Genomic DNA, 13,901 nt, shown 5'->3' with positions numbered 1-13,901 from the left:
GAGAGAGCCCCCTTTTTCTTCTAAAAAAATGGCCCGTTTGGAAAAATTCACTCCAAACGGGCCATTTTTTATTTAACTATCTCTGAGAGGCAATAGTTCTTCAGTGGCCTCAAAAAATTAGGGTCTTTTGTACATTAGAATCCTAAAGTACTTCCAACGGCATTTCTCAAAACAGCTACCAGGTTGCTGTTTGGAGCCAGAATCGAAACCAATAACCATGCGACAAGTAATAAAGCGGCGATTAGAAAGGCAATTAGCCCTAACGGCATATAGAATCCCTCCTTTCTATTCATAACTCTAGTAAGTGAGCTCTCTTACATGGTTATTCTATGAAAAAATGCTAGAGTGGGACCGGCAAATATAATAGAAAAGAAAAAAGGGCCATACCCCGTCTTAACAAAACCTTCACAAATAATGGGTATTTCGTGTGATTGAGAACACTTTCACATGGGTATACACTATACTGGAATGAACATTCATTCCGCATTACCGTTATGAAAGGCTGAGGTAGTATGTCAATGGCATTAAATAAGCGGGACAGCATTGTAGCGAGTTCACTGGCTCTATTTGCAGAGCGGGGTTATGACGCCACCACGATTCCCATGATTGCCTCGTCCGCAGGCGTGGGAGCAGGAACCATCTATCGCTATTTTGAAAATAAAGAAGTCCTTGGGAATACGATATTTCAAGAATATGTGAAGATTTTTACGAACACGGTGGAAAATGCTTTCCCTTATGAGCAGTCGATACGGAAGCAATTTCATCATATTTTCCAATCGATGATTCAATTTACAAAAGAACAAAGCCAGGCTCTCTACTTCATCAGGACACACAGCAGCGCCCATTTCCTGAATAAAGAAAGTCACACATGCTTTGAGGAACTGTTGAATTTATTTAAATGCTTCTTCGATTCCGGAAAAGAGAAGAAGATCATCAAGAACCTGCCTTCCACGGCTTTGATTGCCATCCTTTATGGTGCCTTTCTCGAGCTTCAGCGACTTGTCCGGATCGGAGAATTAGAGCCTGATGCCTCCATGCTTGCAGATGTAGAGGAAAGTATGTGGGACGCTGTTCGATTACATATGTGAGAAGCGATTCGTTTCTCATATCCCAAACGGAATGAACGTTCATTCCGCCACTACCAAACTTTAATATGAGGTGAAGAAACCATGACACAACAATCTCAATATCCACAACCGAAAACGTATGGACCACTCGGGAATTTGCCCGTAATCGATAAAGAAAAACCCCTTCAATCATTTATGAAGCTTTCCAGGGAACTGGGACCCATCTATCAGTTCCAGTTTCCTGGCAGAATGAGCACCTTTGTTTCCAGTGCTTCCCTTGCAAAAGAAATATGCGATGAAACCCGTTTTGATAAAAAAGTCGGACCGGCCCTGCAAAAAGTGAGAGCCTTTGGTGGAGACGGACTTTTCACCAGTGAAACGACAGAGATGAACTGGAAGAAGGCGCATAATATCCTGCTGCCAAGTTTCAGCCAGCAGGCCATGAAAGGCTACCACTCAAAGATGGTGGACCTCGCCACCCAGCTCATCCAAAAATGGGCACGCCTAAACCCAGCAGATGAGATTGACGTCCCTGAGGATATGACCCGTCTGACCCTGGATACCATCGGACTCTGTGGTTTCAATTTCCGTTTTAACAGCTTCTACCGGGAAACCTCCCACCCCTTTGTCGACAGTATGGTGCGGGCTCTGGATGAAGCGATGAACCAATCACAACGCCTCGGTCTTCAAGATAAACTGATGATCAAATCGAAGAAACAATTCAGGGAAGACATCGAGTACATGTTCTCCCTTGTCGATGACTTGATTGCCGACCGCAAGTCAACCGGGGATCAAGGGGAAGAAGATCTCCTCTCCTATATGTTGAAAGGAACGGATCCCGAAACAGGCGAGGCGCTCAGTGACGAAAACATCCGCTTTCAAATCATTACCTTCTTGATTGCAGGTCATGAAACCACGAGTGGACTCCTCTCCTTCGCCCTTTACTACCTGATGAACAACCGGGAAAAATTAAAAAAAGCTCAAGAGGAAGTCGATCGCGTGGTGGGAGATTCCATTCCTGACTATAAGCAAGTGAAACAGTTGAAGTATGTTCGCATGGTCTTGAATGAAACGCTGAGACTTTGGCCGACCGCCCCTGCATTTTCTGTATATGCCAAAGACGACACAACACTTGGCGGCCAATATGATGTCAAAAAAGATGATGTGTTCACACTCGTCATCCCTGAATTACATCGGGATCCATCCGTATGGGGAGATGACGTGGAATCATTCATTCCTGAACGATTCGAAGACCCGTCTTCCATTCCCTATCACGCGTACAAACCGTTCGGTAATGGGCAGCGCGCCTGCATCGGGCAGCAGTTCGCCCTTCATGAAGCGACACTGGTGCTCGGAATGGTCCTGCAGCATTTTGACCTGATCGATCATCAAGACTATCAACTGGACGTCAAAGAAACGCTGACTCTCAAGCCTGATGGATTGACGATGCGGGTTTCCCCCCGTAAGCCTGCCATGGCATTCTCAATCGCTTCCTCCGAAGAAGCAAAACCGGAAAAAACTGCTGCATCTGTCCCGGTAGAATCATCCCACGGCACACCTTTGCTCGTCCTATATGGTTCAAACATGGGAACAGCGGAAGGAATTGCCCGGGATCTGGGGGAAACAGGCCGTCAACAAGGATTCCGGACAGAGATCGCTACATTGGATGAATACAGTGATGGACTCCCAACAGCAGGAGCGGTCATCATGGTCTCTGCTTCCTATAACGGAAACCCGCCTGACAACGCAGGTCAATTCATTTCCATGCTGAAAGAAAGTGGGCCTAATGACTTTGAAGGGGTTCATTACGCAGTGTTCGGATGTGGTGACCATAACTGGGCGACTACGTATCAGAGGATCCCTAACTTCATAGATGAACAGCTGTTTGAAAAAGGCGGACACCGCATCGCTGAAATCGGGCACGGTGATGCAAGCGACGACTTTGAAGGGGATTATGAAAAATGGGCAGAGTCCCTTTGGCCAAACCTGGCTGATGACTTGAACATCGAACTCCATCAGAATGATGGAGCAAATAGCTCGATTACCATGAATTACGTCAGTGATGTGAGCGACACACCGCTGGCACGCACTCACCATGCCTTTACCGCGGTGGTAAATGAGAATACAGAGTTACACCACGCAGAAAGCGACAGGAGCACGAGACATATCACCCTCACGCTGCCAGAAGGTGTTACCTATCAGGAAGGCGACCATATCGGGGTTCTTCCGCAAAATCCGTCGTCTCTTGTCGAGCGAGTGCTCAGTCGATTCAACCTGAACGCACAGGACTTCGTTACATTGACGGGTGATTCCGGTAAAGCGGCGCACCTCCCTACAGAAAAGCCTGTAAAACTTTATGAATTACTGGCCAATTATGTAGAGTTCCAAGAACCCGCTACCCGTTCTCAAATCAGGACCCTGGCCGCTCATACTGTCTGCCCTCCTCACGTCGTGGAACTCGAGGAACTACTAAAAGATGAGACGTATAAAGAGTCGGTATTAAGTAAACGAGTAACGATGCTTGATCTTGTGGAGAAGTACATGGCATGTGAAATACCGTTTGAAAGATTCCTTGCACTTCTTCCATCATTAAAGGCACGGTATTATTCGATTTCAAGCTCACCTTTATACAAAAACGGAGAGGCAACCATCACCGTCAGCGTCGTCCGGGGAGATGCCTGGAGCGGACATGGTGAATACAAAGGAATCGCATCCAACTACCTGGCAGAGCGATCCCAAGGAGACAAAATCGCCTGCTTTATCTCTACACCACAATCGAACTTTCAGCTTCCTGAGGATAGTGAAACCCCGATTGTCATGATCGGACCGGGAACGGGAATCGCTCCATTCAGAGGATTCATCCAGGCACGTGGTGTTCTTAAGGAGCAAGGAAAAGCACTCGGTGCGGCCCATCTCTACTTCGGTTGCCGCAATCCGGAGCACGATTACCTGTATCAGAGCGAATTGGAACAAGCGGAAAAAGACGGGATCGTCACACTCCATACGGCATTCTCAAGATGCCCGGGTCAAGAAAAAGCATACGTCCAGCACCGACTCGCAGAAAATGCAGAAGAAATCCTGCCATTATTGAAAGAAGGCGGACGACTATACATCTGTGGTGACGGAAGCAAAATGGCTCCGGATGTAGAAAAGACGTTAGTAGAAAGCTATATGCGTTTCTATCAAACATCGAAAGAAGAAGCCGATAAATGGCTCAGATCATTGGAAGAGGATGGTCGATACGCGAAGGATGTTTGGGCAGGGGCATGATGTGAAAAAGCGAATCCTTATAGGGTTCGCTTTTTTAGTGATCGTAATGGATTCGGACATGTCCAACTTACATGTACCACAATTAACCTAAAAAAAAGAGCTTCCGCTTCGGAAGCTCCCCCAACTGCTATTTCCCACCTGTAAACGAAATCCCCTTAATAAAGTACCGATTAAAGAATGCATACAACAACAGAACGGGAAGTGTAAATACCATCGATGCTGCCATGATGTAATTCCAATAGCTGACATACTGTCCTTTGAAGGTGTTCAGCCCTAACGGCAAGGTATACATTTCCGTATCCGTCATGACGATCAATGGAGTCATGAAGTTGTTCCAAAAGCCCATAAAGACAAAGATCGCCTGGGCAGCCAGGGCCGGTTTGGCCAGTGGCAACACGACTTTGAAGAAGATACCGAAACGGTTGAGACCATCGATCTGGGCAGCCTCTTCCAGTTCCTTCGGGAAGTTGATGAAGAATTGTCTCATCATAAATATGAAAGTCGCATTGATCATCGCCGGTACGATCATCCCCTGATAAGAGTTAAGCCATCCGATTTCCTTTAAAATTAAGTAGTTCGGAATCATGGTGACCTGTGCCGGGATCATCAGGACAGCCAGGATCATGATGAACAATGCCTTTTTTCCTGGAAAGCTCAACCTTGCCAAGGCATATCCGGACATGGAATTAAAAATGATATTTAAAGCGGTACCGACTACAGCGATGAACAAACTATTGAACAACCATCTCGGAAACAGCTCCTGTTTGATGAAGATTTGTTTATAATTATCTAAAGTGAAATTCTTTGGTATGAAGTTCATTGCCCCGCTTATGATTTCTTCCAGCGTTTTAAATGAAGAAGACAGTGCCCATAGAAATGGGATCAGGGTCGTGATGGCATAGCCGATCAAAACGATGTACAGGAGACGTTTACTGAACGTCTTTTTCTTTGAATTCATGCTTTAGTCCCCCCATTAATAGAGTGATTCTTCTTTAGAGAATTTACGTTGTATCAAGGTGGCCACCAGGATGATGAGAGCCAGTGCAAAGGCGAGGGCCGCTGCATATCCCATGGATCCCAATGATTTAAACGCATATTGATAGATTAAGAGCACGACCGTTAACGTCGAGTTATTGGGTCCCCCGGATCCCCCTGAGAAGATATACGATTGATCAAACAACTGGAACGTGCCGATGACTCCCATGATCACCACGAAGGATGTAACCGGTCTGAGGAACGGAACAGTCACATAGAAGAACTTCTGAATGGCACTCGCTCCGTCCAGTTCAGCAGCTTCGTATAAAGAGTCGGGAATATCCTGTAGGGCAGCAAGATAAATGACCATGAAAAACGGAGCCGTCGCCCAAATATTCATCAGCATGATGGCATTCAAGGCGATATCGGGATCTCCCAGAAAATTGTAGGTGGGCAAACCGACTTTATCTAATATGTTATTGATCAACCCTTCTTTGTTGTACATCCACATAAAAATCAGGGTCAATACGGCTGAAGACGTTAACGTCGGTAAGAAGTAGACGATCCGGAACAGCTTCTCACCCTTTAATCCTGCATTTAACGTAGCAGCTAATACCAAGGCGAGGAAGGTTTGTGTCGGTACCACGATCAGCACATATTTCGCTGTGTTTTTCAACGCAATGATGGCCCGGTTGTCTTCCATGATCCTGGTAAAATTGTCGAAAGCCACAAAATCGAAACTCATATCACCAAGGAGTTGAACTTTATGAAAGGATAAAAAAATGGCATATAGAATCGGTCCAATGATAAACACGGCTAATACCAGCAGTGTCGGTGACATAAATAAGTATCCTTGTCCTGCATCTTTTAATCTTTTTTTGGAAGATGGTTTGTTCATTCTTATCCCTACTTTCTATCTGTCTCGTTAACCTGCACCTATTACCTGTATTCTTTCCGCCAAGGTCTAAAAGCCAAGACCTAAAAAGAAAGAATACAGTCAATGGTAAAGTTGTACCTGACACGTTCATGAGTGCCAGGTACCTTTAGAAAGATTATTGAATTTCGCTATTTGCCTGTTCCTGTGCTTCTTTCAGAGCTTCATCCAATGGGCGGTCTCCCAGGAAGGCTGCGATGAACTGGTTGTTAAAGTTATTCATGATGATCGGCAGATTCTTTCCTTCTGCCCAAACTGTTGCATATGGTGCTCCTGCTACCAGTGCACCCCTTAATTCATCTTTGTCATATCCTAATTTTTCAGCAACTGACTTACGTGTCGGAAGGGCAAATCCTTTGGATGTCCAAGTTTCCATTCCTTCTTTACCTGTCAGATACGAAATCAGCTCCCATGAAGCTTCCTTCTTTTCAGATGCGGCATTCATCACATATCCCACCGTGTAAGCCATTGTTCCTTTTTTTCCATCAATGGTCGGTAATTCAGCCGTTCCGTATTCTACATCAGGAAATGTATCCTCTAAAAATGGAATCGTCCAGTTCCCTTCAATGACCATGGCCGCTTTTTCTTGTCCGAACATTTCTCCACCCCAGTTCGCTCCGACTTCTGAAGCCTGTGCAGAGGTTTTGTCTTTGTTATGCTGGTCGATGATCGGCTGAAGGGCATTCACCACTTTATCAGAAGCAAAGTTCGCTTTGTCATCCTTCACGACTTCCCCACCCGTTGCCTGTGCGATGTGGTAAAGACGGGCGAGCTCAGGAGCCACACCAAATCCATAGACGCCATCTTTCGTCAGGGCTTTTGAAACTTCACGGAGTTCTTCCCATGTTTTCGGAACTTCGACACCCGCCTCTTCAAACATCTTCTTATTATAGAAGAGTGCTAAAGTCGAGTAATCTTTCGGAAATCCGTACGTTTTTCCATCGACTTGAAATGCTTCAAGCATCGGCTTCTCGAAATCTTTCACATCAAAGTCTTCCGTCACATAATCATCCAGTGGTTCAACGACCCCGGTGTCAATCAGGGCAGGTGCTTCCAGGGCATCAAGATAGAAGACATCCGGTCCTTCCCCACCGATAAGACGCGTTTTCAAGACATCCATGTACTGCTCAGAAATGACTTCGTGCTTTACATCGATATTTGGATGCTTCGCTTCAAAGTCTTCAAGGGTTTGCTTCAGGAGCTTTTGCTCTGAAGGATTCCCACCCCAGCCTGCAAGGGTGATTTCCACTTTTTCACCATCCCCGCCGTTTGAACTTGCTTTCTCATCCGAACCACTGCATCCCGCAAGCACTGATCCCACTAACATCGTCGTCATTCCTAAACTCGCCATCCACTTCATTTTCACCATTTCTTCCAACCCCTTTATTGATTTATGAAAAATAGGAAGCTTATTCCCAGGTGTACCTAAACTGTTTGTTTTTCTTTTACAATGTCATAGCCGGTTGAGTTTTCCATAATCGTGGTATCTACTTTGTCACCATTTCGTACAACGGAGAGAGAAAGCACTCCATCACCAATCGCAATATTTTGAACCGTTAAGGTATTCATCCCATTGAGTAAAATCGGATGTAAATGAATCTCTTTTTGAAGGCTATTCGGGAAAAGCCCCAATAAAGATTGAACAAACACAAGAGGTGTCCCCGCTGCCCATGCTTGCGGAGAACATGCGACAGGATACTTTACTGCCTTTCCGATCGTTGACTCGTACCCGCAGAATAATTCGGGAAGGCGGTCGTATTCGAAATGACGGGACGCATCAATCAGCCCACTCATGACCTTCTTCGCTTCAGCCGTTAATCCCAGCTTGCTTAATCCGAGCAAAGTCATACTGTTATCATGAGGCCAGACACTTCCATCATGGTAGCTCATCGGGTTATAGCCTGCTTCCCCTTTCCCCATCGTACGGATTCCGTAACCGGAGAACATGCTGTCACCTGTTAATGTTTGACTGACTTTATCAGCACGGTTCCCTGTCATGATTTCCGAATACAACACATGCCCAGGATTCGATGTAATCGTACCTACCTTCTCTTTCTTTCGATCAAGAGCGATGGCGTAGAATTCAAGGTCATCCATCCAAAACTCCTGTTCAAATCGTTCTTGTAGGTTTTTCGCTTCTGCATTTAATCTGGAAGCTGTATCATGATCCTCAAGTGCTTCATAAATGGCAGCCAGTCCCCGTTTTGCCTGGTACACATAGCCTTGGACCTCTACCAACGCGATCGGCGTATCCGCATAGTCCCCGTTTCGGTGAACGATGGAATCCCCGGAATCCTTCCAGCCCTGATTGGCAATTCCTTTGGAAGATTCCTGGTGATACTCAAGGAAAAGATCTCCATCTCGATCTCCATATTGGTCAATCCAGTTCAAAGCGTTCTTTACGTTGTTTGAAAGCTTTCGGAATGTGCCGAAATCCCCTGTCCATTTCACATACTCCGTTAGCAGGACAAGGAATAACGGTGTGGCGTCAATCGTCCCGTAATAAGGCGTGAACGGAATCTGATTCGTATTCGCAAGCTCTCCATAGCGAATTTCATGCATGATCTTCCCTGGTTGTTCGTCTCTCCAGGGATCCACCTTCGTTCCTTGCTCGCTCGCCATCGTGAACAGGGTGCCTTTTGCAACCTGTGGCTGGAAGGCAATCATTTGCAGTGCCGCAATAAGACTATCGCGACCAAATGGTACCCCGAACCAAGGCAGACCAGCTACAGGAAACTTTCCATATCCAGTGTCATTCAATAACACTCTAAGATCGGATAACCCTCTGTTCACCAGACGCTGAAGTGGTTCGTAATCGGTTTCTACCTTTGTTAACCCAGCGGACCATTTTTTATAAGAAACTCTTAATCTTTGCAGGGCCTCTTCGACAGGTAACACGTCATCTCTCGTTTCTGCATTTTCCATGGGCACGATCATAAATGTAATGGATCGCTCTTCCTCATGCTGAAGCTCCACCTGGAATGTGACCTCTCCAGTTTCATTCACATTTTTCGCCTTTGCATCCCAGTGAATGTTGGTCGCGCGATTGATACCGTCTGCTCCTTCGTATTGGAAGATGAGGGATTGGTCTTCCACTTTCTGTCCCGTTCTTTTTCCTACCTTTCCCGTTTGGAAGCCGCGTACGATAAACATATCGTTAAAGTCCACATCGACTTCTATACTCAACTCAAACGAGACCGGCTTTGGGTAATAGTTTTTTGTTTTTATCGTTTCATATAACACATCATCATAAATAAAGCGCTTACGTTCGATCTCGACGGATTCTCGCCACAGAATAAGATTGCCCTCCTCTTCCTGGTGGGGATTTGTCGATAGAATCGTAGACATATAGTTTTCAGATCCATCCGAATGTAATAGAATCGGTTTTTGATGATTGATTTTCACATTTAACTTGCTTAAATACCTCGTATCATTCTTGTATAAACCCAGCCCGTAGCTGTGCTCTGAAGTGATATCTCCCTGTTCATCTGTAAGAAGAAATAAGTTGTTTTCTTTAATCACTCTGTAATTCATATAGGTTCCTCCTACTTTTACACATTGTTTCCGAAACGTTTTGGTAAAAGAGTAAAAAAATATATCCATTGGATCCAAAACGTTTCGGATTTACTCCTGAATAATGGCTGGTCCGTGAAATGACACGCCAACTCTTATTCGATTATGCGGTTCGTACTCTCCCTCTCGATCAATTTCGTTTCCAACACCATTCGATGGGTTTCAGACTGATTCGTTAACAAATCCCATAATAATTTAGCCGCTTCATAACCCAATTGAAATTTATTTTGTCGGATGGTCGTAAGCTTAGGGCTCACATACGAAGCAAGGAGGATATCATCATATCCAACAATCGAAAGATCTTCCGGAATTTTAATATCCAACTCTTTCGCAGCACTCATTGCCCCTATCGCCATTAAATCACTGGAGCAAAAGATGGCGGTGATTTCCGGGTTTGAGGAAAGCAATCCATGGGCTGCTGCCCTTCCGCTTTCTTCAGTAAAAGCGCCGTTTACGATGTAGTCGGGTTTACTTTCTATTTGTGCTTGACGCAAGGCGGCATGATAACCTTCCAGTCGCTGCTGACTGACAAACGCAAACTCGTGCCCATTGATCATCCCGATATTCCTGTGGCCCTGATCGATTAAATGCCGGACCGCTTTTTCAGCCCCCGACACATTATCTGTGGTCACATGACTTACATTCGTAGACTCAAGGGGAATATCGATCAATACACAGGGAATATCACTTTCCACCACTTCGTGTAAATATGGATCATCGGTTCTGATCCCCTGGATGATCACTCCATCCACTCTTCGTTCCCTGCAAAGCTGAGTATAGGTCTTTTCTCGCTGCTTCGATGAATTCGTATTAAATAACACAAGATCGTAATCAGAACCTGACACAAAATCATTAATGCCCGCAAGAACTTCCACGATAAAATTATCCTTCACACTTTCCTTCGTGAATCCGGAAACGAGTAATCCAATCGTCTTCGATTTCTTCATCACCAGACTCCGAGCAATGGAATTCGGACTGTAATTCAACTCTTTTGCCACTTGGGCAATCTTCTTTCTCGTATCTTCATTGACATCCGAGTACCCATTCAACGCCCTTGAAACCGTCGTAACGGACACCCCAGCTACTCTTGCAATATCTTTAATCGTAGTCACTTGCACATCTCCCAAAACGTTTCGGATTTCCTTTATCTGAATAATACAACAGGTTGAAAACGATTACAATATTATTTTTCTATAACGTTGGTTTGGAACACATGAAATCCGCAGCAAGTCTTTCGGAATCCCGACCATTAAAAAAGCAGCGAATCCAAACGAATTCGCTGCCTCTTCCTCACCTTTTCCTAACGGGTATCCATATTTCACTTCTAAATGCATCAGACGTAACATCTTTACTTTCATTCCACAATATCTCCGGTCCCTTTGCTTGTTCGTAGCTTGAAGTTGGAAACCATTCAGAATAGATTCGCCCCCATACCTGCTGCAGAGTATCCGGAAATGGGCCGACCGCTTCAAATACTGCCCAGGTCAGGCGAGGGACATCAAGTTTCGATAAGCCGTGGGGACACTCATCTGTTGTAGCTGCGCCAATATAATGATCAAGCTCCCCCTTCTCTTCCATCCTGCCATCGGAAAAGTTGACGGATGCACTAATCAATCCTTGTGGTTCAACATTTGATAGGCTCTTTAACCCATTGATCATTTTCTCATCCAGGCTCTGCCACATGTCTGCAATGTCAGGGTTCACCCCATTAAACACGATGGGCACCCGCTTCATGATTCCTACAATGGAAAACGGTTCTTTCTCTACGATTCGATAATTCATTTCATTGCCTCCTCTTATGGATAACTGGAAGGTCATCGGTGGAAATGATTTGATTGAATGACCCTTTGCTTGTGACGGAGTGATCCCATGCATTTTTTGAAAGACTCTCGTAAAGGAATCGGGTGATGAGTAGCCATATTTCAAGGCTATATCAATCACCTTTACATCCCCGTTTTGCAGTTCAAGTGCTGCCATGGTCAAACGACGGCGCCGGATATATTCTGACAGTGAAATCCCGGCAAGGAATGAAAACATCCGTTTAAAGTGATATTCCGAGCAATAGGCTCGCCTGGCCACTTTTTCATAATCGATTTCTTCCGTCAGGTTTTCTTCAATATACCGTAAAGCGTCATTCATCGTCTTCAATGTATCCATTTCCATGACCTCCTTCTTCTTAAGAATAGCAAGTATGAAAGCAACCAACCCGACATATCGTGCCCCATGTTGCAGGGTGTAAAAAAAAGACCTCCTCACAGGAGAAGGCCACTACATTTATTTCCTTGCTTCATGTACCTTAAGCATCTTCCCTTTTACCGTCGTTTTCTTCATGGCTTGCAAAACCAACGGCCCTTTTCCATTGAGGATCTCCACATACGAAAGATTTTCCTGGATGGTGATGATGCCGATATCTTCAGCCGTCACGCCATCGATTTTCGCAATCGTCCCGACAAAATCGACTGCCCTGATTTTCTTTTTCTTCCCGCCATTGAAATAGAGCTTCATGATGTCTCTATTCAGCTGCTGACTTTTGTCCATTTTAAAATCGGGTTCCTCATCCAGCTTCCGTTCAAAATCCTGCTTGGCCAAATCCACAGCTTCCCGCGCAGGCGCCGTATGCTTAGGGATCTTAAATCCGATATACCCCTCAATTTCATCAAGGAATTTCTCTTCATATGGCGTGCAGAACGTAATCGCTTTACCTGTCTGACCTGCCCTCCCCGTTCTCCCGGTACGGTGTACATAGCTTTCTTTCTCCATAGGCATATCATAATTAATCACGTGGGTGATGTTCTCGATATCGATTCCCCGCGCAGCCACATCCGTTGCCACCAGGTACCAGAAATCTCCCCGTTTAAAATCGTCCATCACTTCAAACCTGGCTTCCTGAATCATGCCGCCATGGATTTTATCCACAGGATAACCTGACCGGTCCAACTCTTCACATAATGTGTCCACATTTTCCTTCGTCCTGCAAAAAATGATGCAGCTATCCGGATTTTCTACGGTAGTCACGTTTTTCAGAAGGGACATTTTCTCCTCTTCTCTCACTTCTAGAACTGAATGCTCGATTTTATCCGTTGTGATTCCCGTTGCATTGATTTCAATATGAACAGGTTGCTTCATATATTTATGACAGAGTGCTTCGACATCCTCTGGTAAGGTCGCAGAGAATGTCAGCGTCACACGATCAGCCGGCAGTTCCTGAATGATTGCTTCTACTTGATCAATAAAGCACATGTTAAGCATTTCATCGGCTTCATCAATGACAAGATACGCCAGTCTATCCAGTGGGAAGGTCCCTTTCTCAATATGATCGAGGACGCGGCCGGGTGTACCGACAACGATATGATTTTTCTGCTTCAGCTCAAGCTTCTGGCGATGAAAAGGGGATTTTCCGTATACGGCTGCCGCTTTGATCCGCTTATATCTCCCAATATTCGTGATGTCTTCTTTGACTTGAACCGCAAGCTCCCGTGTCGGGGTCAAAATCAGGGCCTGGGGTTTATTTTCTTCCCACTCCACCATCTCGCATAGGGGAATCCCGAAAGAAGCCGTCTTTCCGCTCCCCGTTTGAGAACGGACAACAAGATCTTTTTTCTCTAAAGCAAGTGGGAGTACCTTGGATTGTACTTCTGTAGGAGCTTCATATCCTAAACCGGACAGCGCCCTGACAATCTCTCCACTGAGCTTATAATCCTTAAACTGTTTGATTGACATATCATAACCTCATTTAGTTTTTCTTATTTTCATAGGAAAGTACACATTCTATTCACAAAATCACACCCTTATAAATTCTTTTCAAATTTATTTAGGTAATCCCCCAATAGTGTGTTATGCTTTACCTAACCATTTTTAACTTGTAACATGTTGTCTCCGGGACCGACGAACGCTGTCGGTCCCTTTTTATACCCTAAAGCGCAGGCGGCTTGCTCAGAGGCGACAAGCATAAGGCGAACAGGCTGGAAAGGCGCTCTTTGCCTTTTTGGCCTGTTTGACTTATGACCTCGAGCCTCTAGCCGCCGGAGCAAGCAGTCACCTAAAGCGCAGGCGGCTTGCCCAGAGGCGACAAGCATAAGATG

General features: G+C 45.3%; 10 protein-coding genes. 2 read left to right on the top strand and 8 right to left on the bottom strand.

The features are described 5' to 3' along the window. Positions 1–134 precede the first annotated feature (134 nt). Positions 135–269, bottom strand: coding sequence for a hypothetical protein (locus V8G47_RS06780; protein WP_336199436.1), 135 nt, complete (start codon positions 267–269; stop codon positions 135–137). A gap of 249 nt (positions 270–518) precedes the next feature. Between V8G47_RS06780 and V8G47_RS06775 the strand changes: the two genes are divergently transcribed. Then, on the top strand, positions 519–1,088 hold the full coding sequence (locus tag V8G47_RS06775; RefSeq protein ID WP_336199435.1) for a TetR/AcrR family transcriptional regulator: 570 nt from the start codon (positions 519–521) through the stop codon (positions 1,086–1,088). A gap of 81 nt (positions 1,089–1,169) precedes the next feature. After that, on the top strand, positions 1,170–4,337 hold the full coding sequence (locus V8G47_RS06770) for a bifunctional cytochrome P450/NADPH--P450 reductase (protein ID WP_336199434.1): 3,168 nt from the start codon (positions 1,170–1,172) through the stop codon (positions 4,335–4,337). 127 nt (positions 4,338–4,464) lie between these two features. Here V8G47_RS06770 and V8G47_RS06765 read toward each other — a convergent pair whose 3' ends face one another. From V8G47_RS06765 to V8G47_RS06735, 7 genes are all read right to left on the bottom strand, one after another. Then, a complete protein-coding gene (locus V8G47_RS06765) occupies positions 4,465–5,295 on the bottom strand; it encodes a carbohydrate ABC transporter permease (protein WP_336199433.1) in 831 nt (276 codons plus the stop codon). A 15-nt stretch (positions 5,296–5,310) separates the two neighbouring features. Then, positions 5,311–6,210, bottom strand: coding sequence for a carbohydrate ABC transporter permease (locus V8G47_RS06760; protein ID WP_229593329.1), 900 nt, complete (start codon positions 6,208–6,210; stop codon positions 5,311–5,313). 154 nt (positions 6,211–6,364) lie between these two features. Further along, positions 6,365–7,615 carry an ABC transporter substrate-binding protein gene (locus V8G47_RS06755; RefSeq protein WP_336199432.1) on the bottom strand — a complete coding sequence of 417 codons (1,251 nt, stop codon included), beginning with the start codon at positions 7,613–7,615 and terminating at the stop codon, positions 6,365–6,367. A 56-nt stretch (positions 7,616–7,671) separates the two neighbouring features. Then, positions 7,672–9,780 carry an amylo-alpha-1,6-glucosidase gene (locus V8G47_RS06750; protein ID WP_336199431.1) on the bottom strand — a complete coding sequence of 703 codons (2,109 nt, stop codon included), beginning with the start codon at positions 9,778–9,780 and terminating at the stop codon, positions 7,672–7,674. Between the two features lie 134 nt (positions 9,781–9,914). Beyond that, positions 9,915–10,931 (bottom strand): LacI family DNA-binding transcriptional regulator, encoded by a 1,017-nt coding sequence (locus V8G47_RS06745; protein WP_336199430.1) that lies wholly within the window; start codon positions 10,929–10,931, stop codon positions 9,915–9,917. A gap of 178 nt (positions 10,932–11,109) precedes the next feature. Continuing rightward, positions 11,110–11,976: an AraC family transcriptional regulator gene (locus tag V8G47_RS06740; protein ID WP_336199429.1), complete on the bottom strand. Its 867-nt coding sequence runs from the start codon at positions 11,974–11,976 to the stop codon at positions 11,110–11,112. Between the two features lie 117 nt (positions 11,977–12,093). Beyond that, positions 12,094–13,539 (bottom strand): DEAD/DEAH box helicase, encoded by a 1,446-nt coding sequence (locus V8G47_RS06735; protein ID WP_336199428.1) that lies wholly within the window; start codon positions 13,537–13,539, stop codon positions 12,094–12,096. Positions 13,540–13,901: the final 362 nt, after the last annotated feature.

It is taken from the genome of Rossellomorea sp. LJF3, from assembly GCF_037046045.1.
Lineage (GTDB): Bacteria > Bacillota > Bacilli > Bacillales > Bacillaceae_B > Rossellomorea.
Note: the sequence above shows the minus strand (reverse complement) of the source record. Positions and strands in the feature narration are given on the sequence as shown.

Bases quoted from the DNA above. Each gene is read 5' to 3' on its own strand.
- V8G47_RS06780 (WP_336199436.1), bottom strand. From the start codon at position 269: ATGCCGTTAGGGCTAATTGCCTTTCTAATCGCCGCTTTATTACTTGTC.
- V8G47_RS06775 (WP_336199435.1), top strand. From the start codon at position 519: ATGGCATTAAATAAGCGGGACAGCATTGTAGCGAGTTCACTGGCTCTA.
- V8G47_RS06770 (WP_336199434.1), top strand. From the start codon at position 1,170: ATGACACAACAATCTCAATATCCACAACCGAAAACGTATGGACCACTC.
- V8G47_RS06765 (WP_336199433.1), bottom strand. From the start codon at position 5,295: ATGAATTCAAAGAAAAAGACGTTCAGTAAACGTCTCCTGTACATCGTT.
- V8G47_RS06760 (WP_229593329.1), bottom strand. From the start codon at position 6,210: ATGAACAAACCATCTTCCAAAAAAAGATTAAAAGATGCAGGACAAGGA.
- V8G47_RS06755 (WP_336199432.1), bottom strand. From the start codon at position 7,615: ATGGTGAAAATGAAGTGGATGGCGAGTTTAGGAATGACGACGATGTTA.
- V8G47_RS06750 (WP_336199431.1), bottom strand. From the start codon at position 9,780: ATGAATTACAGAGTGATTAAAGAAAACAACTTATTTCTTCTTACAGAT.
- V8G47_RS06740 (WP_336199429.1), bottom strand. From the start codon at position 11,976: ATGGATACATTGAAGACGATGAATGACGCTTTACGGTATATTGAAGAA.
- V8G47_RS06735 (WP_336199428.1), bottom strand. From the start codon at position 13,539: ATGTCAATCAAACAGTTTAAGGATTATAAGCTCAGTGGAGAGATTGTC.